A 20,508-nucleotide genomic window follows, 5' to 3' on the forward strand; every position below is an offset into this window, starting at 1 on the left:
AGCAACCTTGTGTCACCCGAGTGGCCTTCGATGATGCCGTCGCCGTCAGTCCCTGGGTAACGACTCCTTGGTCTCCGAGCGGGAGTCCGTGGCGCGGGCCACCATCTGGACGATGGCAGCGCGGCCGGGCAGGTGGTCAACCGCCCGTCCTCGTCCACGAACAGATCCGAAAATGATCGAAAATTGCCGGACAGGGAGAGTGGGTCATGGGCGCGCTACGTGTGCTCGTCGGGGTGGACGGTTCTCCTGGTTCCGAGGTGGCGTTGCGCTGGGCCCTCCGGGAGGCGGCACTGTGGTCCGCCGCGAGGATCGACGGCGGCCACGACGGTGGAGCACCGATAGTTACCTCGCTGCTGTCCTGGACCACGCAGGAGCCGTTCGGTGGCGTGCTGCGCGCGGCGACGACTTCTGATTCCGAGACCCTTGCTCAGGCGGGGAGACGGAGGTTGGAGCGCTCGATCGAGCGAGTTGGCGGGGCGGTCCCGTCGGTCGACCTACACCGGTTGGTCGTCCCCGGTGAGCCGGTTTCGGCGCTCGTCGAGGCGGCTGGTGGCGCCGACATGATCGTCGTGGGGAGGCACAGGCACGGGCCGTTCCGTCGCGTGAACATCGGTTGCGTCACCCAAGGCGTCGTTTACCACGCTCCCGTTCCGGTCGTCGTCACCCGCCCAGCGGGCGACAGCGATGACGACGACGGGCTTGCCGGGCGGCTCGACGATGATCGACGCGCGGTCGTCGTCGGGGTCGATGGTTCGGAACTGTCGTTGGTGGCGCTGCGCTGGGCGGCACAGGCCGCTGCCATCAGGCAGGTGCCGTTGCGGGTGTTGCATGCCTGGGGCTGCTATGACCCGCTGTATGCAGACGTGTTTGCCGCCGCGGAGGATTCGTTGGCCAGGAAGGCCGACGAGATCGTCGATCAGGCGGTGAAGTTCGGTTTGGGCGACGCGTCTGATGTCACCGTCGAGCCGGTCGTCTCGTCTGAGTCGGGCATTCGTGCCCTGCTGCGCGAATCGGAGCAGGCTCAGTTGCTCGTGGTCGGCAGCCGCGGCCTTGGCGGCTTTGAGCGCCTGTTGCTCGGTTCTGTGAGCCACCAGTGCGTCGTGCACGCCGCCTGCGACGTCGCCGTCGTCCGTAACGACCGCCAGTCACCTCAGGATGTCGTGGCCCACGGCGAGAGGTAGGAGCGGAACAACGGCTACGCGGTCGATTGGCCCGTCGAGCCCGTCGAGCCCGTCGAGCCCGTCAAGCGCCGGCCGAGTGGGCCGGAGACGCGGGGGACATGTCCCTGGATGACCGATCGGTCGTAGGTGTCGGGCGAGATGGCGATCGTCAGTATGCCGGTGCTCGCGCTGCGCGCGTGTGTCAAAGGCACGGGTTGAGCGACATCGCGGTGCCACGTGCCTGGCCGCCGGCTGCCGTGGCTGGCGGGAGACGGTTGCCCAGGCAGGCTTCGTTGATATCGGCGGTCGGTAGTCCGAGTAGGTTGCCCTGGCCATAGGTGATGCCGGAGGCGACAACGGCGTCCAGCTCGGCGGTCGACTCGATGCCCTCGGCCACGACGCGTCCCCCGATCTCGGCCGCTACCTTCGTGAGCCCGGCGGCCACGGCCCGTCGCGCCGCGTCGAGATGGATTCCATGGGTGATGAAGTAATCCATCTTGATCACTTCGGGCCGCAGGTGCAGGAGCTGTTCTAGTCCCGAATAGCAGCTTCCGACGTCGTCCACCGCGATGTGCGTTCCGTGCCCTCGCAGCACCTCGGTAGCCAGGAGCAGATTGTGGTCGTCGCCGATGTAGTCGTGCTCGGTGATTTCGACGGCTATCCGTTGCGGCGTTCCGGTCTCGACGATGAGGTCGGTCAGTTTGTCGTTCACCGTAGCTGGTGACGCGTTCACGGCGAGGATCACATCGGGTGGCATTGCCGGCAGTGCTCGCAGCGCGTTGCGGATGGCCGCTGTCTCCAACTCGTAGCCCAGACCCACGCTGGCCGCGGCGGCGAACAGGTCCTGCGGTCCGCGAGTGAGCGTCGGGAACCGTGCCAGTCCTTCGACCGCGACGGTTCGTCCGGTGGACAGGTCGACGACTGGCTGGAAGAACATCCGTGGGCCGCCCTGGTCGAGCAGATCGCTGATCTGTCGCCAGAGCGCGCTGCGCGTGTCCCACAGCCTTCTGAGATCGATGACGAACTCGGTGAGGAACGACGCGAGTAGCCGTAGGAACCCACCGTCGCTTTGATGGAGCGAGAGGCAAGGCTGTCGACCGAGGCAGCCGAGCATGCCGTACACCCGTCCCTCGGTGTCGGTGACCGGCGTCGCCGCGTACGAGCCGATGGCGAACTCGTCCACCACGGGCACATGTGAGGTGCGCGGATCCGCCTGAACGTCCGGGATCAGCGACGGGAGATCCCCGGAGAGAACCTTCGCATACAGCGAACCGTCGCGGCGCACGCTGGTACCGAGGCCCAGCCCGAACGCGGAGGTATCGCCGCTGACCACCTGAAGGATCAGCAGATCTCCTTCCAGCCGTCCTAGCCAGGCGAGATCCATGTGCAGTCTGCGCCGCAGAACCTCGAGCAACTCGACGAGTACCGCCCATGGCTCGGCCACCTGAGACCGAGGCCCCAGGCATGACGCGTGGCGCCGCGACCTCAAGTCCACTCCTCTCCGTTACCCCTTGCTGTCGAACCAACACACATCCGCTGCAACGCCGTGACCGGCTCGACGTATGTCCGCGTCCAGGCGGGTCGAGGTGCCAGACGACCGGGCGCAGCCATGTCGGAGGTCCCGACGTGGCTGGTCATCAGCACCCTGCCGGCCCAGACGCGCATGAAGGACGCTCGATATCGCCGGACCGGACGATCACCGGACCGTCCACAATGCCGCCTGTCCGAGCGCACAGCCAGCCGGATCCGCTCGACCGTGCGCGGTGTGGCGGCCGACGAGGGGAGATCGAGGATGTGGTCCGAATGCGACGTGGTCCTGCGCGACGGCGCGATCGCACACCTGCGTCCGGTGCGAGCGGGTGAGGGGACGGGGCTGAAGGCGCTGCATGCCCGGTTGTCGGACCGCAGTAGCTACTTCCGGTTCTTCACGTCCGGCAGGTTGGCGGCCGACCGCTATGTCGACCACCTGGTCGACACCACCGACCCGACGCACGGCGCCCTGGTCGCAGTGGTCGGCGGGCGGCTGGTCGGTGTCGCAGGCTACGAGCTGCTCGCGGATCGGACCCAGGCGGAGATCGCCTTCGCCGTGGAGGAAGCTCAGCACGGCCGGGGCGTCGGAACCCTGCTGCTGGAGCATCTCGCCGCGTACGCCCGTGACCGTGGGGTGACGACGTTCGTCGCGCAGGTCCATGCGGAGAACGTGGCGATGCTGGGGGTCTTCACCAAGGCGGGATTTCCGGTGCGCCGGCACCGCGATGCCGAGGTCGTCGACATCACGTTCCCGGTGATCCCGACCGAAAGCCTGCTCGCTGCCCAGGACAGCCGGGAGAGCGAGGCCGATGTGCGCAGCCTGCGGGCGTTGTTGCGGCCCCGGTCGGTGGTCGTGGTCGGCGCGTCGCAGCGGCCCCGCACCGTCGGTCATGAGGTCGTGCGCAACATCGTGGCGGGTGGCTTTCCCGGTCCGGTGTACGTGGTGAACCCGCATGCCACCGAGGTGGCCGGCGTCACCGCCGTGCCGACCGTGCGTGATCTGCCGGGGCTGGTGGATCTCGCCGTGGTGGCGGTTCCCTCGGCCGTGGCGGGCGAGGTCGTCGAAGACTGCGCGAGCGCCGGCATACGCGCCGTCGTGGTGCTGACGGCGGGATTCGCCGAGGCCGGTGTCGAGGGACGGGCCCGCGAAGCGGAGCTGGTGGCCAGGGCCCGGTCATCCGGGATGCGGATCGTCGGACCGAACTGCATGGGAATCGTCAACACGACGGCTGGGGTGCGGTTGAACGCCACGTTCGCGGTCGCGCCACCGCACGCAGGCCGGGTCGCCGTGGTCTCGCAGTCGGGCGGCCTGGGAATCGCCCTGCTCGAGCAGGCCAGCGCGCTGGGGCTGGGGCTGTCGACGTTCGTCTCGACCGGCAACAAGGCGGACGTCTCCGGCAACGACCTGCTGCTCTGGGCGGAGCAGGACGCGGACACCGACGTCGTCGCGTTGTACCTGGAGTCCTTCGGTAATCCGCGGAAGTTCTCCCGGATTGCCCGGCGGGTGTCCCGCAGCAAGCCGGTGGTGGCGGTCAAGGGCGGCGGCTCGGGGGCCGGGGCGCGCGCGGCCCGGTCGCACACCGCCGCCGCGGTGACGTCACGGACGCACACCGACGCGCTGTTCCGGCAGGCCGGCGTGATCGCGGTCGATGGGCTTGGAGAGCTCCTGGACACGGTGTCGCTCCTCGCGCACCAGCCGCTGCCCGCCGGCAACCGGCTCGCGATCGTTGGCAATGCCGGTGGCCCATGCGTGCTCGCCGCGGACGCGGCCGAGGCGGCCGGACTGACGGTCGCCGAGCTCACGCCCACCACTCAGGCCGAGCTGCGTGCGGTGCTGCCCGCCGGCGCCGCCGTCGCCGGGCCGGTGGACGCCATCGCCTCGGTGTCCGGGCCGGCGTTCGAGAAGGCCCTGCGCGCCGTTCTCGCCGACCCAGGAGTCGATGGCCTGCTGGCCGTCGTCGCGCCGACCCCGCTGACCGAGCCGGACGACCTGCCGGCCGCCGTGCGTGCGGCCGCCGCACACACCGGCAAGCCTGTGCTGGCCGTGCTGCTGGGTCAGGTCGCCCGAGTGACGACGCTGGAGCCATCCGACCGGACGGTCTGCGCGTACAGCGTGCCGGAGGACGCGGTCCGCGCCTTCGCCCGAGCCGCGGGTCACGCCGCATGGCTGGCCCGACCGGTGGGAACCGTCCCGGACCTGACCGGGCTGGACCGCGACCGGGCGCGGGCCATCGTCAACGAAGCCCTCGTAAAGGCTCCGGATGGCTGCTGGCTCCTGGCGGAACACGCCGTCGAGCTCGTCGCCTCCTACGGCATTCCGGTCGCGCCGGTGACCCGGGTGGACTCGCCCGACGCCGCGGCCGCCGCCGCCGCTCAGATCGGCCGGTCGGTCGTCCTCAAGGCGGGCAATCCGGATCTGGTGCACAAGAGCGACCGGGGCGGCGTCGCGCTTGGCCTCACCACCCCGGCGGCCGCTGCCGCGGCCTACGTGAAGATGGCCGCGCTGCTCGGTGACGAGATGGGCGGCGGTCTCATCTCGCCGACAGCCGAGGCCGGGACGGAGACATTGATCGGCGTCGTGCAGGACCCCGCGTTCGGACCGCTTGTCGCGTTCGGGCTTGGTGGCGTCTTCACCGATCTGCTCGCTGACCGTGCCTACCGACTCCTGCCGCTGACGGACGTCGACGCGGCCGAGCTCGTCCGCGAGCCCCGTGGTGCCAGCCGGATCCTCGGCGGATTCCGTGGCGCCGCGGCCGGCGATCGCGCAGCCGTCGAGGACGTGTTGCTGCGCGTCGGCCGCCTCGCCGACGACATCCCTGAGATACGTGAGATGGACGTCAATCCACTCATCGTCACCTCAAACGGAGCGGTGGCTGTCGACATCAAGATCCGCATCGCACCGGCGCTTGACGCCACCGACCCCACCTTGCGGCGGCTTCGCTGAAACCCGTGACCGTCGACCTCGCGGTGAGATCGACAACCTGCCGACGGTGCGCCACCGCGTAGTCGACGATTGCGTCCTCAGGCGCCGGCGAGGTGTTCGAGCACGTCCGACACGGGACGACGCCTGGTCGGCGCCAGTGGGGGAGTGGACGTGTCGGGGTAGCCGACACGAATGATCATTTGCGTGAGGCCGGTGGCTCCGGTCAGTGAGTGGACCAGCGAGCGGGTCGCCTCGATGTCGAGAGCCTGGCCGAGGGGAGAGGTCGCGAGGCCCTCGGTCGTGGCGGTCAGCAGCACGCGGCTGAGTGCCCGGCCAGCGCGTAGGCGGTCGGCGGGGCCGTCGGCGTCGGTGCCGAGGACGAGCACGCCAGGGTGCTCGACTCGGGCGGCGCGCACCCGTTCCCCGGCCTCGTCGGCGTTGGCCGGTTCGCCCCCCGCGCCGCCGGTGAAGTCGCGGGCCGGGAACTCGGAGGGACGCGACTCGGCGCTCGACAGAGCCGCCGGGCGCGGGATGCCGTCGGTGGCCTCCGGGTCGTCGCGGATCCAGGAAGCGAGCTCGGCCTGGTAGCCGGGGTCGTTGCGTTCGATCCAGTCGGCCCTGGCCAGCAGGACCGACAGCTCGATGCGGGCGTCCTCGCTGGTCAGCGACGCGAGCCAGCAGCCTTCTGCCTCGGCGGCCCGGCGCAGCGCGCGCACCTCGTCGATGGACAGCTCCGCCGGGGTGAGCGGGCGGCGGTCGGTGTGCCGGCGGGTGATGGCCTCGGCGAGCTGGGTCTCGTCACCGGTGGGTGGGCGATGGCCGATGATCGTCAATGTGGCCAGCCGGTCGGTGGTGAGGTCGGGGCCGTCGGGGAAGTCGCCGACCTCGACGTCCAGCCCGGCGGCGCGCAGCGACAACCAGCCGTTGAGCAGCGCGGCGCCGCAGCTGACCAGCAGCTGGCGGTGATCGTGGTCGATGACCGGGACGGCCCGGGAGAGGTCGGCGAACAGTTCCAGGGTCTCGTCGCGGAACCGCCATTTCCAGGGCTGGGTGTTGTGGATCGACGGCGCCAGGCCCGCGGCCTCGACCGCCGCGTATACCTGCTCCATCGAGAACGTAGTGCCGCTCGTGACCATGGTCGTCTCCTCGTCCCGCTGCAGCCAACCGAACTTCATCGCCAACCCGGACCGCGACCAGCCCTCGCCCGGGGCATCATCACACGACTGCCCGGGGCTCACCCGGACACGCCGCACTCGTGATCCTGTCAGCTCGGCTCCGGCGTGCTTCGCGAGGAGTGGACGGTCACTGGGCGCCGGCCGCGACGGCCTCGAACGACTGCGCCGCGAGCGCTGCGACGATCCAAGCCTAGATCGGCAGGTGCCGGTCGAAGGTGCGGCCGCCGGACGGCGGTCGACCGGCGGGATGCCCGGCCGTCATCTGCGTCCGTCACCGCTGGATCGCGCTATGCGCGCGCCGCTCCCGGGGCGCGGTCCACGAGGGCGTAACGGACGAAGGCGTGTGCCGACCGGGCGGCCTCGACGTTGTCCGCGGCGACCCGGCCGGTGAAGCCTTCCTGGATCGCGGTCTCGACGGCCTCGAGTGTGACGACGCCGGTCAGCGCGGCGAAGGCGCCGAGCAGGGCAGTGTTCGGCAGCGGGTGCCCGAGCGTGCGCCGGGCGATCTCGGTGGCGGGAACGGTCAGCAGGCGCACGGCCGCCAGGCCATGGTGCGCCGCGAGGTCGTCGAGGCCGAGTTCGTCGACGTCGTGGGAGGAGTTGACGAGGACGTAGCCGTCCGGCCGGATCCCCTCGAGCGTGTCCACCACGTGGAGCAGCGTTGGATCCTGCACGATCAGCGCGTCCGGGTGCAGCACTGGCTCGCGACGGCGGATCGGCGCGTTGTCGACCCGGCAGAACGCGAGCATCGGCGTGCCTGCGCGCTCCGGGCCAAATCCGGCGAATGCCTGCGCGTACCTGCCCTGGGAGAAGGCGGCGGCCGCCAGGGTCTCGGCGGTGGTGACGATCCCCTGCCCGCCGCGTCCGTGGATCCGTACCGTGAACATCTCTACCCCGTTCCTGTTGCTGCCGGGCGCCGAAGGCGCCGCGCCTGACAGCCACGGCGCTGTTGCGAGCCGGTGCCCCCCGACGGTGCACTCCCATCAGCGGCCAGGGCGTCCGGAGCGTCGACGGTCGGGTACCGGCACTATTGACTGTGCGCCATCGGCAAGGCCGGATCGCGGTACGTACGTCCCATCCTCGGGGGACCTGCGGGCACCGGCGCCGACCTCACCTTCCCGAGGTCGCCTTCCCGAGGTCGCCTGTCGCCCTCGTCGCGTACGCGCAGGCCGTCGACCGGCCGGACCGACCACAAAGGGGACCACCGCCGCGGTCAGGGAACACCTCGAAGGGTCGGATCGCCAGGCGGCCCCGTGCCGGCCGGGCCATCCGACGACGGTCCGGTCGGCACGGGTACGGCCTACCAGGGGCCCTGTCACCGGTCGATCGGCGGGGCGAGGCTCTAACCCATAGGAGAAAGGCGGTGTGCATCATGATCCAGGAAAAGACTTGGGCGGTAAGCATCTTCCTGACCGAGGGCGACGGCCTGACACAGGCGGAGGCGGTGCTGTACTCCGGCGCCGACCGTGAGCTGCGCGGCATCGGCCGCGCCCGGTGCGACCCGGACGACTACGAGATCCCCGAGATCGGCGACGAGGTCGCAGCGTCCCGGGCACTGGCGGACCTGGCGCGCAGGTTGCGGAGCACGGCGGCCGGCGACATCGAGGCCGTGACGGGCGTCCACGCCCACGTGCATCCGTGATCCGTGAGATCGCGGAGCGCCAGAGCCACGAAGGACGCCAGGAAGACCCATGGCGCGCCGAGGACTGCCATGAACTACGGAGGCTGAAATGACAGTCACCTACCAGCTGCCGGTCACCGTTTCGCCGGACATGAGCCTCGCGGAGGCTGCCGGGCTGATGGACCGGGCCGGAGTCGGCTCGCTGCTCGTCGTCGACCGCGACGTCCTCGTCGGCATCGTCACCGACCGCGACCTGGTGCTGCGCGCCGTCGCCCGGCGGGTCCCGCACGACAGCCGGATCGACGGCGTGATGACCACCGGTGTGGTTGCCCTGCCCGCGACAGCCGAGCGGGACGAGGTCGTACGGGCCTTCCAGACGCACGCGGTTCGCCGGCTGCCGCTGATGGACGGCGCCCGCGTCGTCGGGCTCGTCACCCTGGACGACCTGCTCATCGACGCGTCGCCGGCGGAACTGCCGCGTCTCGCCGCCCTCGTCCGCCAGGAGGTCCGGCACCCGCACCACGAGGCTGGCCTGCCGGTCCTGGTGCACGCGCCGACCCGGCCGGCGCATGCCGTTGGCGCCGAGCCGGGGCGCCGGCAGGCCAGGGTCGGCGACCAGATCGTCATCCACCGGCACGCGGTTGGCGAACCGGACCGGGACGGGGAAATCCTGGAGGTGCGGCCGCCCGCGGGCGACCCTCCGTTCCGGGTGCGCTGGGCGGACACCGGCAAGGTGACGTTCTTCTACCCGGGTCCGGACGCCGAGGTCCGCCACCTCGTTCACCACTGACCGCCCGAGTGGACGGCGCCGGCCGGGGCGAGACCTTGCGTCTCCCTCCGGTCGGCGTCATGCGTTGCGCGGTGGTGAAGTCGACGGAGCGGTCACGGACCGGCCTATTGAGCTTGTAGATGTGGTCGCCGAGGAAGAACAGCATGGCGGTGTCGGTCTCGACGGTGCGGACCACCGCCTGGCGGCGAGCGGGTTCAGCTGTCAGCGGGGAGCACCGGGGTGAGCCGGAACAGCACGGGTGTCATCGTCGTGGCCGTGGCTTCTCGGTGCGCTGGCAGCCCGCCGGCGAGCGCGCGGACCAGATCGCTGGTCGTGACGACGCCGATCAGGTCACCGGCTGGAGTCGTTACGCAGACGGCGTCGGTGCGATCGGCCGCCATCCGCGCGGCGACGTCGCGCAGGGACGCGTCCCTGCGTACCCGGAGGGGCGGGTGATCGACGAGGTCGCGGACGGACCTGGCGGCGAGTGGGCGGACCATGCACTCGCTGGCCAACCGTCGGTCGTCGATCAGTCCGACCAGCCGGGACCCGTCCACGACTGGTAGGTGGCGGATGCCTGCGTGGATCATCAACTCCCAGGCAAGGAGGATGTCGTCGTCCGGGGTCGTGACCAGGACCCGGGTCGTCATCACCGCATCGACCGGCAGGTCGGCAACGTCGCCCACCGGCGCCCGGAACGTCTCCGAGGCAGAAGGTCGCACGTCTTCTCGGTCGCTGGGGCTGGGGCCGCATTCTCGTGGGTCGGGCTGTGTCCTCACCCGTGCCTCCCCTGGATCAACCGGCCCGGTCCGTCGATGACCGCGGTCGCCGGTTTGCCGACTCCATCGTGAGGCGCCACGTGCGGTGGCACGACCGGCAGAAGTCGCTGATGAGACGGAGCCGTTCGGACCACCGCTCACGGACGTCCGGCACAGGCAGCGATCAGCGGCACCGGCCACCAGCGGCGGCTCTTCGTCGGTGCGCGGTCCTGGCGAGGCGCTGGCCGTGTTCGGACCTATGAGACGTGCGGGCCGGACCGAAAGTCCCTGTTGATGGGGGCGGCTGCGGGGCAATCGTGGGATCCACCTCGACGACGGTGCACCTCCCCCCGGCGGGCTGTCGGCGATCGATCATGGCTTCGGCGGCGTGCTGGGGTCAGCCCGCGAGCCTTGGACCATGACGAGGGGCAACATCCTTCGTCGCGATGCGTCGGTAGTCGGACACAGTTTTGGATCGGCCGCCTCGTCCCGTAGCCGTAACGCCCTCCAGTGACCACCAGAAGACGGCGGGCGAGTCAACCACATCTCGTGGTGCCTGATCACTCGGGGCACCTTGTTGCGCCTGCAACGGAGGGAAAAGGCGGAAGCATGCGTGAATATGCGGAGACTAGATGGCCGGTTGCACACAGTTTGGCTACGCTCCGGCCGTGGATGCAGTCAGCCGAGCGGACGTTTGGGCCGACCCGTTTGAGGCGCGGCGGTCCGAGCCACCGCTTGATGGTGACGACCTGATGTTTCCGACTGTTGCTCGCCTTGAGCTCGATGAGTTGCTGGCGCAGTTGGTCGACCGTGCCCAGGACGTCATGGCCACTCAGGGCCGGCTGCGGGGCCTGTTGCGCGCACACCGGATGGTGACGGCGGACCTGCGGCTGCCGACACTTCTGCGGCTGGTGGTCGAGGCCGCGTGCGATCTCCTGGACGCGCGGTACGGGGCGCTGGGAGTGGTGGCCCCCGACAGGACCCTCGAGGAGTTCGTCCACGTCGGCATCGACCCCGCGGACGTCACGCGCATCGGCCACCTGCCAACCGGTCAGGGCGTCCTGGGCGTTCTGATCGACGACCCGCATCCCCGCCGGGTGGACGACATCGCCCGCGACCCGAACGCCATCGGCTTCCCGCCCGGGCACCCACCGATGCACACGTTCCTCGGAGTGCCCATCACCGTGCGTGGCGAGGTATTCGGCAACCTGTACCTGACCGAGAAACGCGACGGCCGGCCCTTCACCGCCGAGGACGAGGAACTCGCGCTCGCGCTGGCGGTCACCGCCGGAGTCGCGATCGACAACGCCCGGCTGTTCGACGAGGCGCAGCGGCGACACCAGTGGATGAGGGCGTCTGCCGAGGTGACCCACGAGTTGATGACGGAACCAGCAGAGCCGATCGACCTGGTTGTCGAGCGGGCGCGAGCCACCGCGCATGCCGACTACGCGGCCATGATCACCCGCGGTGACGATCCCGCCGCCGCGGTCGTGGAGGTCGCGGCCGGAGCGGACACCGCGGGAAACGCGGTTCCCCTCGATGGCAGCCTGACCGGGCGCGTACTCGCCGAACAGCACCCCGTGCTCACCGATGACGCCGCCGCGGACGCCTGCGATCTGGAACGAGGACCTGACATCGGGTGCCTCATCGCTCTGCCGCTGCGGGCCAGCACGGACGCCGACCGCCGTGTTCTCCTCCTGGGGCGCGCCCACGGACGTCAGGTGTTCACGGCCCCCGACCTCGACATGGCATCAAGCTTCGCCGGACACGTGGCGGTCGCCCTGGAGCTCGCCCGGTCCAAGTCCGAGCGGGAACGACTCGTGGTGCTGGCCGACCGCGGTCGGATCGCCCGTGACCTTCACGATCACGTCATCCAGCGAATGTTCGCCGTCGCGTTGGGTATCCAGGACGTCGCGCAATACGAGAAGACCGCGAACGCGGACCGCCTCAACGGCTTCGTCGAGGACATCGACGCGACGATCAAGGACATTCGGCGGTCGATCTTCGAGCTGCGAGGAACCGCCCAGCTCGGGCGCGGGAACCTGCGCTCCGCCGTCGAGAAGATCGCCGCGGACGCCAAAGCCGGACTCGGCTTCGCGCCGACGGTGACCTGCGCCGGCCCTCTCGACACCGTCGTCGACGACACGCTGGCCGCCCACCTGCTGGCGGTGGTACGGGAAGCGGTGTCCAACGCGGCTCGGCACGCCCACGCCACCGCACTGCGGGTCAGCGTCCGCCTGGAGAACGACGAGATCGTCATCGACGCCGAGGACGATGGCGTGGGAATCGGGGACGCGGTCCGCAGCAGCGGGCTGACCAACCTGCGAGAGCGTGCCGACTCGCTCGGCGGGACGTTCCGGCTGACGGTTCCCACCGGGGGCGGCACCCACCTGCGCTGGACAGCTCCGATCTAGGTCCCCAGCCTGCGCGATGCCGTCGGCGGCGGGACCTTCGTAGTCATCGGAACCCATCGACGTGCGTCCGCGCCGGTCGTTGGGCGTGCGCGCCGCATGACGAAGGTCCCGAGGTCGCCACTCCGGTCGACGGATATCGGTCGAGGTCATGCCGCGTATCGTCCTCGGCGTGGAGAAGATTACGGTATTCATCCTCGACGACCACGAAATCGTACGAAATGGTCTACGGCGCACCCTGGAGCGTCATGACGACATCGAGGTGGTGGGGGAAGCCGGGCTCGTGGCGGAGGCGCTGCGGCGTATACCTGCCCTGACACCCAACGTGGCGATCCTCGACGGCCGGCTGCCAGACGGCAGCGGGATCGACGTCTGCCGCGAGATCCGGTCGCAGTATCCAGGCGTCGCCTGCCTGATCCTGACCTCGTTCGACGATGACGATGCCCTCTTCTCCGCCATCATGGCCGGCGCCGCGGGCTACGTGCTCAAGGAGATCCGCGGCACCGACCTGGTGGGCGCGATCCGGACGGTGGCGTCCGGCCAGTCGCTGCTGTCGCCGTCGGTGACGCAGCGGGTGCTCGCCCGGCTGCGCGAGGGACCGAAGCAGGATCCGGTCCTCGCGGAGCTCAGCCCCCGCGAACGCGAGATTCTGGGGCTCGTCGCCGAAGGCCTCACCAACCGCCAGATCGGAACACGTATTCACCTGTCCGAGAAGACCGTCAAGAACTACGTGTCGAGCATCCTGGACAAACTCGGGCTGACCAGCCGCACCCAGGCCGCCGTCCTCGCGTCCAAGCACCTCGGTCAGGACCACCCGGCCTCCTGACTCGCGCTGATGCCGGGTAGCGGGCGACCCAAGCCAGACAGGTCGCCCGCTACCTGGCGACCAGGTCACACGGGGTCGGAAGCGGTGCCGCCGGCGCCATCACCCGGGGGCCGCGCGGACGGGCCCGTGCGGATCGACTCGCTCCGGCGAGGGCGATCCTCCTGCCGGACGAGTCTCGCCCGCAACCGGGCCTGAAGTAGGTCGGTCGCTTCGCGCAGCGTTGTTCCCTCCCCCTGTGCCCGCACCTGGGTCCCGTTGACGTCCAGACTCGCCGTCGCCGACGCCGGGACCGTGCCAGGTCGTCCGCCCGTATCGAGCCTGATCTGCGTGTGCAAGATCGGTTCGTGGCACAGGCGTGCCAACGCGCTCACCTTCTCCACGGCATAGTCGCGTGCTGGCTGGGGCACGGGGCCGGAGATCTGGAACGTGACGACACCGAGATCGTTCCGCGAAGTGCTGGTCATTTTCTTCTCCAGGATGCATCGCCTTGCCGTGCATTCAGCTGCCCATCGGCGGATGAGTCACATGTCGGTCGGCCTTTCCGATCGGGAGTTGCCGAATCCGAGTAGCGGTCCGAACTCGGCGTTCCAGTCGATCAAGCCGGCCTCGATCTCGGGCGGGACGGCCGTGTAGGTGCGGCGCAGAAAGGCCGCGACTCGCTGGGATGGCATTTCCAGGTCGGCCTGGCCGTCCGGGGTCGTCAGCGTCAGGGCCGTGACCCGCCGTTTGGCACCGCAGGCCAGCCGGACCCGTACGTCGCCCACGTCAGGCGGTCGAGGACCGCCCGCCTTCAGCAGGGCGCGCGCGAACGTCCACTCGACGTTCTTGTCGGCCGCCATCCGAATGACGAGTGTTATCGCGATGGGGTCGGCGGGATCAAAACTCAGATGGCCGGTCAGCGGCAGCCGCTCCCCGTTGTCGACGACCAGGCCGATCGGCAGGTCGCAGGTGATCTTCTTTGCCGCGGATGACCGGTGATGCAGCATCTCGACCCTCCTCGTCTTCTGCCGCGGTCCGTTCTGTGCTGGCCTAACCAATTTGCCGCCTGACCACGGCCTGGTCCTGAGACGACCGGCCGGACTTGGTAGGAGGAACGGACCTCTTGCAACGGCCCCGATAGACGCCAGGGTCCCGGCGAACGGGACTGTTGCCCCGTCGGCGCGGGGACCAACGCACCGTGACGGCCAGCCTGACGAGCGAGCGACCGCGCGAGGCCGCTGGACGTCGCGAAGGCCACGTCGCGAAGGTCAAGGCGCGAAGGCCGAATGGCACGGGTGGACCGGCCGGCAGTCATCTCGTTACCCGGCCTTCTGGGTGGGAGCCTGTGACCATGACCGCCGCGCTATGCCTCTTCGTTTTCACCGTTGGAGCCATCTTCACCTTCGCGGTCCATGCCGAACCGGCCAGCATTGATTTCACCGCCGTCGGCGTCATCCTGATGGCGGTGAGCGCCTTCGCCTTCGTTCTCGCGATCGGTCGGGATTTCTGGCGTGATCGGGTTTATCAGGAGCGAGTCCGCCAGGGGACCGCACCTCCGATGCCGATCGACCACTCGCTTCTTGTCGACCGCGACGCTCCCATCGAGGGCGAACGGCACAGCACGGGTGGTGCCTGGCGCCACGACCCGACTACGGACGCCTGGCATCGCGAGCGCGACGAAGGCCGCAGCGGCGCCGACGGTCCACTCGGTGCGGATGACCGCGGCGCTCGTGGCGCCAGCCACGCGGCCTCCCGCGGCGAACACACCGAGACCAGGGCGTGATCCGACGGCGCCGGTGGGCGCTCGGTGGTTGATGGTCATCCGGTCGACGCCGGTGCTGGCGTTCGGCTCGGTGTCAGTCCGCCGCCGCCGGGGATACTCCGACAGCACTGAGAGTGTCGTTCCGATGACGGTGGGGGGCCATGGCTGCGGAGACTCGGGCGCCAGAGACCGTCGTCGCGCCGGCGGAGTTGGACAACCTCATCGGGGTGCTTCGCGGCCGTGGGTACCAGGTGATCGGGCCGACCATCCGCGATGGCGCGATCATCTACGCCGAGATCACCACCGCGGCGCAGCTGCCCACGGGATGGACGGACGCGCAGGAAGCGGCCACCTACCGGCTCGAGCGACGGTCGGATGAGGCCCGGTTCGGCTATGCCGTCGGGCCGCACTCGTGGAAGCAGTGCCTCCTGCCGCCCCGGCTCCGCCTGCTGCGTGTCCAGCGTGACCCGGAGCGCGGCTTCGACGTGCGGGAGGAACCTCCGCCCGATCGGCCGATGGCGCTCCTTGGTGTGCGCTCGTGCGAACTGCACGCGATCGCGATCCAGGACCGGATCCTCGCGGACGGCCGCCACCCGGACGACGACTATGCGGCGCGACGCGCGGACCTGTTCATCGTCGCGGTGAACTGCCATGAACCGGGCGGCACCTGCTTCTGTGCGTCGATGGACACCGGCCCAGCCGTCAGCTCCGGCTATGACCTCGTGCTCAGCGAGATCCTCGACGGCGAACACCGGCTGCTCGTCGAGGCCGGCACGGCCCGCGGCCGCGAGGTTCTCGACCAGCTGGCCAGCCAGCCCGCGCGACCAGTCGACAGGGAGGCGGCGGCAGCCGCGGTGCGCGCGGCCGCTGACCGGATGGGCCGTACCGTCGAGGCGCGGGGACTGCGCGACCTGCTCGCGGACAACCTGGAGCACCCGCGCTGGGACGACGTCGCCGGGCGCTGCCTGACCTGCGGCAACTGCACCATGGTCTGCCCGACCTGCTTCTGCACCACCGTCGAGGACGTCGGTGACCTGGCGGGCGGGACGGCGGAACGCTGGCGCAGCTGGGAGTCCTGCTTCTCCCTCGACCACTCCCACCTGCACGGCGGCGACGTCCGAGCCGCCCCGCGCTCGCGCTACCGTCAGTGGCTGACCCACAAGTTCGGCACCTGGCACGACCAGTTCGGGACGTCCGGCTGCGTCGGCTGCGGACGCTGCATCACCTGGTGTCCTGTCGGCATCGACGTCACCGAGGAACTCGCGGCGATCCGCGGGAACGACGTGGACGGTGACCCGCCGGCTGTCCACCTGCCGCCGCCGACGGACGACGCCGCCGCCAGGGACGCGCAGCGGTGAGCACGGTCGACAGCTCGCTGCGCGACGCGGAGCTGTTCGCCGGAATGCCTCCAGAGCGTCTCGCGCTCCTCGCCGGACACGCCCGGGACGTGTCCTTCCACGCAGGTGACGCTCTGCTGCGCGAGGGGGATCCGGCCGACGTCTTCTACGTTCTGCGGCAGGGAACGGTCGCAATCGAACTGTTCGTCCCCACCCGCGGCCTGGTCCCGATCGAGACGGTCGGCGCAGGTGGACTGGTCGGATGGTCGTGGTTGTTCCCGCCATACCGGCTGGTCTTCGACGCCCACGCGCTCTCGCCGGTCACCGCCAGCGTGGTGGACGGCGCGCGGCTGCGTTCCCAGTTCGCGGCCGATCCCGCGCTCGCCTACGACGTCCTCGTCCGCGTCTCGCGGGTGCTCGCCGAGCGGCTGTGGGCGACCCGCCTGAGGCTGCTCGATGTCTACGGAAACCCAGAGCAGGGCTGACCGGAGCGGCGCCGGGGCCATGACTCCCCGCCCGTTCCGCGTCATCCAGCGGCACCAGGAGACCCACGACACCTGGACCCTGTACCTGGCCCCGGCGGTCGGTACGGAACCGCTTCTCCGCCACCGCGCCGGGCAGTTCACCATGGTGTACGCGTTCGGCGTCGGCGAGGTTCCCCTGTCCCTCGCGGGCGGCGCCGGCTCCAGCGGCGGCGCGTGTCCGACCACCGGCACCGCGCCGGCGCTGGAGCCGGCACCACCCCGCACGGAGCCGGCGGCAGACGGGCGGACGCTGGTCCATACCGTCCGGGCGGTGGGCCCGGTGACGGAGGCGATCTGCGCGAGCCGGCCCGGCGACGTGCTCGGGGTCCGGGGGCCGTTCGGCCGAGGCTGGCCCCTCGACCCGGACCGGCTGGCGGGCGCGGACCTGGTCCTCGTCGCAGGCGGCCTGGGACTGGCGCCACTGCGTCCCGCTGTCGAGTACGTCCTGTCCCGGCGCCAGGAGTACGGCGACGTCGCGCTCCTCGTCGGCGGCCGCACCCCCTTGGATCTTCTCTACCACGACGAGCTCGCCGCCTGGGCCCGCGGCGGTGACATCCAGGTGCTGGTGACCGTCGACGCCGCCGACGCCGGCTGGACAGGAGACGTGGGCGTCGTCACCGCCCTGCTGCCCCGGACCCGGTTCGATCCGGCCCGCACGGTGGCATTCACCTGCGGTCCGGAGATCATGATGAGGCTTACCGCCCAGGCTCTCGTCGAGCGGGGCGTACGCGCGTCCGCCGTGCACCTGTCGATGGAGCGCAACATGCACTGCGGAGTCGGCCACTGCGGCCGCTGCCAGCTGGGCCCGCTGATGCTCTGCCAGGACGGTCCTGTCGCCGACTTCGGCCGGCTCGGCCCGCTGCTCTCCGTACGGGAGCTCTAGATGACCGCTTCAGCCGCCACCGTCCCGGTATCGGACGTCGGCGCCGGCGACCCCGCCACCACGTCTGCCGGGCGCCGGCGCCGGCTCGCGGTGTGGAAGTTCGCCTCCTGTGACGGCTGCCAGCTCACGCTGCTCGACTGCGAGGACCAGCTGCTCGCGCTGGCCGACGCGATCGAGGTGGCCTTCTTCCTGGAGGCGTCCAGCGCCGTGGTCGCGGGGCCCTATGACCTCTCGCTCGTGGAGGGCTCCATCAGCACCGCGGAGGACGCCGCGCGTATCCGTCAGGTCCGCGCCGCGTCCCGGCGACTCGTCACGATCGGTGCGTGCGCCACCGCGGGTGGCGTCCAGGCACTGCGGAACCTCGCCGACGCCGACGAGTACCTCGCGGCCGTCTACGCCAGCCCCGAGTACGTCACCAGCCTCTCGACCTCCACCCCGGTCTCCACACACGTGCGGGTCGACTTCGAGCTCCAGGGCTGCCCGGTCGACCCCGGCCAGCTGCTCGAGGTCATCGGCGCCTTCCTGGCCGGACGGCGCCCGGCCATCTCCTCGGCCTCGGTCTGCACGGAATGCAAGCGCTCCGGGCGGGTCTGCGTCATGGTCGCGCACGGCACACCCTGCCTCGGACCCATCACCCATGCCGGCTGCGGCGCGATCTGTCCCGCCTACCACCGCGGCTGCTACGGCTGCTTCGGTCCCATGGAAAGCCCGAACACGGCCGCGCTGATCCAGCAGCTGGAGGTGCTGGGCATGGACGAGCGTGGGGTCACGAGGGTGTTGCGGACGTTCAACGTCGGCGCGCCCGCCTTCCGCGACGCCCTCGTGGAACCGCCCGCTGCGGCGGCCCAGCACGAGCACGCCGTAAGCGCGGCCCGTCGAAGGGCTAGAGACGATGAACGGCACTGATCCGACGCGTGCCACCGGACCTCGGACGCCGGGCAGGCCGGCGCGGCTGACCGGGCCGGGGGCAGCGGGCACGAGAACCATCGCGCCGGCGCCGCTCACCCGCGTCGAAGGTGAAGGACGTCTGGTGGTGCGGATCCGCGACGGCCACGTCACCGAGGCCCATCTGGAGATCTTCGAGCCGCCGCGGTTCTTCGAGGCGCTGCTGCGCGGCCGGGCCTACACCGAGCCACCCGACATCACCGCCCGCATCTGCGGCATCTGCCCGGTCGCGTATCAGATGAGCGCGCTCGCGGCCATCGAGGACATCTGTGGCGTCGACGTCGAGGGCCCCGCCGCCGACCTGCGCAGGCTGCTCTACTGCGGCGAATGGCTGGAGAGCCACGCGTTGCACGTCTACCTGCTGCACCTGCCCGACTTCTTCGGCCATGACAGCGCCGTCGACCTCGCTCGGTCCCAGCCTGAGCTCATCCGCGGGGGACTCGCGGTCAAGAAGGCCGGCAACACCGTGATGTCCGTCATCGGCGGACGTCCCATCCACCCCGTCAACGCCCGCGTCGGCGGCTGGTACCGGGCACCGGACCGCGCCGAGCTCCTCGGCCTCGTCGGCCCGCTCGAACGGGCCCGCGACCTCGCGGCCGACACCGCCCGGTTCGCCGCCGGGCTGGACTTCCCCGACGACCACGTCCACCAGCCGTTCGTGGCCCTCCACCAACCCGGCGAGTACGCGATCGAACGCGGGCGGATCGTTTCCACCGAGGGCCTGGACGTCACCGCCGCCGAGTACGACGACGCGGTCACCGAGCGGCAGGTGCCCTGGTCGAACGCGCTGCAGTCCACTCTCGCCGACGGCCGCTCCTACCTCGTCGGACCGCTCGCGCGCTTCGCGGTGAACGCTCCGTCCCTCGCCCCGGCCGCGCGGGAGACGGCCGCGGCCATCGGCCTGCGCCCGCCCGAGCGCAACCCCTACCGAAGCATCCTCGTGCGCTGCGTCGAGATGGTCCACGCCGCCGACGAGGCACTGCGGCTCATCGACGCCTACACCCAGCCGGACTCGCCCGCCCTCCCGACCCCGCCCCGGGCGGGGACGGGCCACGGCGCCACCGAGGCCCCCCGCGGCCTGCTCCACCACCGCTACACCACCGACGACGCCGGCACCATCCTCGACGCGAAGATCGTCCCGCCCACCTCCCAGAACCAGCTCGCCATCGAGGAGGACCTGTGCGGCGTCGTCGAACGCCACCTCGACCTGCCGGAAGCCGAGCTGACGCTGCTCTGCGAACGCACGATCCGCAACCACGACCCCTGCATCTCATGCGCGACGCACTTCCTGACCGTCGACGTCACCCGCGGCTGATCGTCGTCGGGATCGGCAACCCGCACCGCGGCGACGACGGCGTGGGGCGGCTGGTGGCCGGGCTGGTCCGCGGCCAGCCAGGACCCGGAACGGAGGTGATCGACTGCGCCGAGCCAACCGGCCTGCTCACGGCCTGGAACGGGGTGGACGCGGCCTGGATCATCGACGCCGCCGGCCCGCCGGCCCCGCTCGCCGGGCCCGACAGGGCCGGAACGGTGCGCCGCCTCGCCGTGGTCGAAGGCGGCCCGCTCCACCCGGATTCCGTCGCCTCCACGCACGGACTGGACATCGCGCACGTGATCGAGATCGGGCGAGCGCTCGGAGAGCTGCCAACGCTCGTGGTCATCTACACGATCAGGGCCCACCACCTGTCGGCAACCACGCCGATCCACCCTCAGGTCGCGAGTGCCGCCCACCGGGTGGCCAAGGCCGTCGTCGCCGAAGCCGCCGCCTACCCGACAGTCCTGGGCGGCCTCCCATCAGATGATCAGGTTTGGAGTCGCTGGGACGGAGAGCTCCCGGCTGATGATCAGCATCACGTCCGACACCACTGAGCCTCGAGGCCCTGGCAACGAACGGGCGCATCAGGC

Annotated in this window: 19 protein-coding genes; 13 read left to right on the forward strand and 6 right to left on the reverse strand. The window is 70.5% G+C overall.

Going from position 1 to position 20,508, the window contains the following annotated elements:
• Window positions 1–206: 206 nt before the first annotated feature.
• Window positions 207–1,181: a universal stress protein gene (locus FRCN3DRAFT_RS0214880; protein ID WP_007507118.1), complete on the forward strand. Its 975-nt coding sequence runs from the start codon at window positions 207–209 to the stop codon at window positions 1,179–1,181.
• A gap of 181 nt (window positions 1,182–1,362) precedes the next feature.
• On the opposite strand, the gene FRCN3DRAFT_RS0214885 is transcribed toward FRCN3DRAFT_RS0214880, so the two are convergent.
• A complete protein-coding gene (locus FRCN3DRAFT_RS0214885) occupies window positions 1,363–2,604 on the reverse strand; it encodes an EAL domain-containing protein (RefSeq protein WP_232794046.1) in 1,242 nt (413 codons plus the stop codon).
• 348 nt (window positions 2,605–2,952) lie between these two features.
• Between FRCN3DRAFT_RS0214885 and FRCN3DRAFT_RS44570 the strand changes: the two genes are divergently transcribed.
• Window positions 2,953–5,634, forward strand: coding sequence for a bifunctional acetate--CoA ligase family protein/GNAT family N-acetyltransferase (locus tag FRCN3DRAFT_RS44570; RefSeq protein ID WP_007507114.1), 2,682 nt, complete (start codon window positions 2,953–2,955; stop codon window positions 5,632–5,634).
• A 77-nt stretch (window positions 5,635–5,711) separates the two neighbouring features.
• On the opposite strand, the gene FRCN3DRAFT_RS0214895 is transcribed toward FRCN3DRAFT_RS44570, so the two are convergent.
• Window positions 5,712–6,788, reverse strand: a complete 1,077-nt coding sequence (locus tag FRCN3DRAFT_RS0214895; protein WP_335341724.1) for an Acg family FMN-binding oxidoreductase — start codon at window positions 6,786–6,788, stop codon at window positions 5,712–5,714.
• Between the two features lie 287 nt (window positions 6,789–7,075).
• Window positions 7,076–7,675 (reverse strand): 2-oxoacid:acceptor oxidoreductase family protein, encoded by a 600-nt coding sequence (locus tag FRCN3DRAFT_RS0214900; protein WP_007507110.1) that lies wholly within the window; start codon window positions 7,673–7,675, stop codon window positions 7,076–7,078.
• Between the two features lie 485 nt (window positions 7,676–8,160).
• On the opposite strand from FRCN3DRAFT_RS0214900, the gene FRCN3DRAFT_RS0214905 reads away from it, so the two are divergent.
• The gene (locus tag FRCN3DRAFT_RS0214905; protein ID WP_035927967.1) at window positions 8,161–8,430 is read left to right on the forward strand and encodes a DUF1876 domain-containing protein; all 270 of its coding nucleotides are present in this window, start codon (window positions 8,161–8,163) and stop codon (window positions 8,428–8,430) included.
• Between the two features lie 88 nt (window positions 8,431–8,518).
• Window positions 8,519–9,199: a DUF1918 domain-containing protein gene (locus FRCN3DRAFT_RS0214910; protein WP_007507105.1), complete on the forward strand. Its 681-nt coding sequence runs from the start codon at window positions 8,519–8,521 to the stop codon at window positions 9,197–9,199.
• 194 nt (window positions 9,200–9,393) lie between these two features.
• Here FRCN3DRAFT_RS0214910 and FRCN3DRAFT_RS44575 read toward each other — a convergent pair whose 3' ends face one another.
• Window positions 9,394–9,828 carry a CBS domain-containing protein gene (locus tag FRCN3DRAFT_RS44575; protein WP_131803590.1) on the reverse strand — a complete coding sequence of 145 codons (435 nt, stop codon included), beginning with the start codon at window positions 9,826–9,828 and terminating at the stop codon, window positions 9,394–9,396.
• Between the two features lie 860 nt (window positions 9,829–10,688).
• On the opposite strand from FRCN3DRAFT_RS44575, the gene FRCN3DRAFT_RS0214920 reads away from it, so the two are divergent.
• The gene (locus FRCN3DRAFT_RS0214920) at window positions 10,689–12,350 is read left to right on the forward strand and encodes a sensor histidine kinase (protein ID WP_027140593.1); all 1,662 of its coding nucleotides are present in this window, start codon (window positions 10,689–10,691) and stop codon (window positions 12,348–12,350) included.
• A 169-nt stretch (window positions 12,351–12,519) separates the two neighbouring features.
• Window positions 12,520–13,173, forward strand: a complete 654-nt coding sequence (locus tag FRCN3DRAFT_RS0214925) for a response regulator (RefSeq protein WP_269799823.1) — start codon at window positions 12,520–12,522, stop codon at window positions 13,171–13,173.
• Window positions 13,174–13,238: 65 nt separating this feature from the next.
• On the opposite strand, the gene FRCN3DRAFT_RS49485 is transcribed toward FRCN3DRAFT_RS0214925, so the two are convergent.
• Together FRCN3DRAFT_RS49485 and FRCN3DRAFT_RS0214935 are read right to left on the reverse strand one after the other, a co-directional pair.
• Window positions 13,239–13,637 carry an HPF/RaiA family ribosome-associated protein gene (locus FRCN3DRAFT_RS49485; RefSeq protein ID WP_007507098.1) on the reverse strand — a complete coding sequence of 133 codons (399 nt, stop codon included), beginning with the start codon at window positions 13,635–13,637 and terminating at the stop codon, window positions 13,239–13,241.
• A 57-nt stretch (window positions 13,638–13,694) separates the two neighbouring features.
• Window positions 13,695–14,159: an SsgA family sporulation/cell division regulator gene (locus tag FRCN3DRAFT_RS0214935; RefSeq protein ID WP_007507096.1), complete on the reverse strand. Its 465-nt coding sequence runs from the start codon at window positions 14,157–14,159 to the stop codon at window positions 13,695–13,697.
• A gap of 344 nt (window positions 14,160–14,503) precedes the next feature.
• Here FRCN3DRAFT_RS0214935 and FRCN3DRAFT_RS49490 point away from each other — a divergent pair, with 344 nt between their 5' ends.
• From FRCN3DRAFT_RS49490 to FRCN3DRAFT_RS49495, 7 genes are all read left to right on the forward strand, one after another.
• Window positions 14,504–14,935 carry a hypothetical protein gene (locus FRCN3DRAFT_RS49490; protein WP_007507093.1) on the forward strand — a complete coding sequence of 144 codons (432 nt, stop codon included), beginning with the start codon at window positions 14,504–14,506 and terminating at the stop codon, window positions 14,933–14,935.
• A gap of 140 nt (window positions 14,936–15,075) precedes the next feature.
• Window positions 15,076–16,272 (forward strand): 4Fe-4S dicluster domain-containing protein, encoded by a 1,197-nt coding sequence (locus tag FRCN3DRAFT_RS44590; RefSeq protein WP_007507091.1) that lies wholly within the window; start codon window positions 15,076–15,078, stop codon window positions 16,270–16,272.
• A complete protein-coding gene (locus FRCN3DRAFT_RS0214950; RefSeq protein WP_007507089.1) occupies window positions 16,269–16,736 on the forward strand; it encodes a cyclic nucleotide-binding domain-containing protein in 468 nt (155 codons plus the stop codon). Before FRCN3DRAFT_RS44590 ends, FRCN3DRAFT_RS0214950 begins: the two co-directional genes overlap by 4 nt.
• Window positions 16,708–17,658 (forward strand): FAD/NAD(P)-binding protein, encoded by a 951-nt coding sequence (locus FRCN3DRAFT_RS0214955; protein ID WP_007507086.1) that lies wholly within the window; start codon window positions 16,708–16,710, stop codon window positions 17,656–17,658. The genes FRCN3DRAFT_RS0214950 and FRCN3DRAFT_RS0214955 overlap by 29 nt, the downstream gene beginning before the upstream one ends.
• Complete coding sequence (locus tag FRCN3DRAFT_RS44595; RefSeq protein ID WP_007507084.1) at window positions 17,659–18,564, forward strand: NADH-quinone oxidoreductase subunit B family protein; 906 nt, start codon at window positions 17,659–17,661, stop codon at window positions 18,562–18,564.
• Between the two features lie 124 nt (window positions 18,565–18,688).
• Window positions 18,689–19,918 (forward strand): Ni/Fe hydrogenase subunit alpha, encoded by a 1,230-nt coding sequence (locus tag FRCN3DRAFT_RS0214965; protein WP_007507082.1) that lies wholly within the window; start codon window positions 18,689–18,691, stop codon window positions 19,916–19,918.
• Complete coding sequence (locus FRCN3DRAFT_RS49495; protein ID WP_007507080.1) at window positions 19,876–20,472, forward strand: hydrogenase maturation protease; 597 nt, start codon at window positions 19,876–19,878, stop codon at window positions 20,470–20,472. The genes FRCN3DRAFT_RS0214965 and FRCN3DRAFT_RS49495 overlap by 43 nt, the downstream gene beginning before the upstream one ends.
• Window positions 20,473–20,508: the final 36 nt, after the last annotated feature.

This window comes from Pseudofrankia saprophytica (genome assembly GCF_000235425.2).
In the GTDB taxonomy this organism is placed as follows: Bacteria; Actinomycetota; Actinomycetes; order Frankiales; family Frankiaceae; genus Pseudofrankia; species Pseudofrankia saprophytica.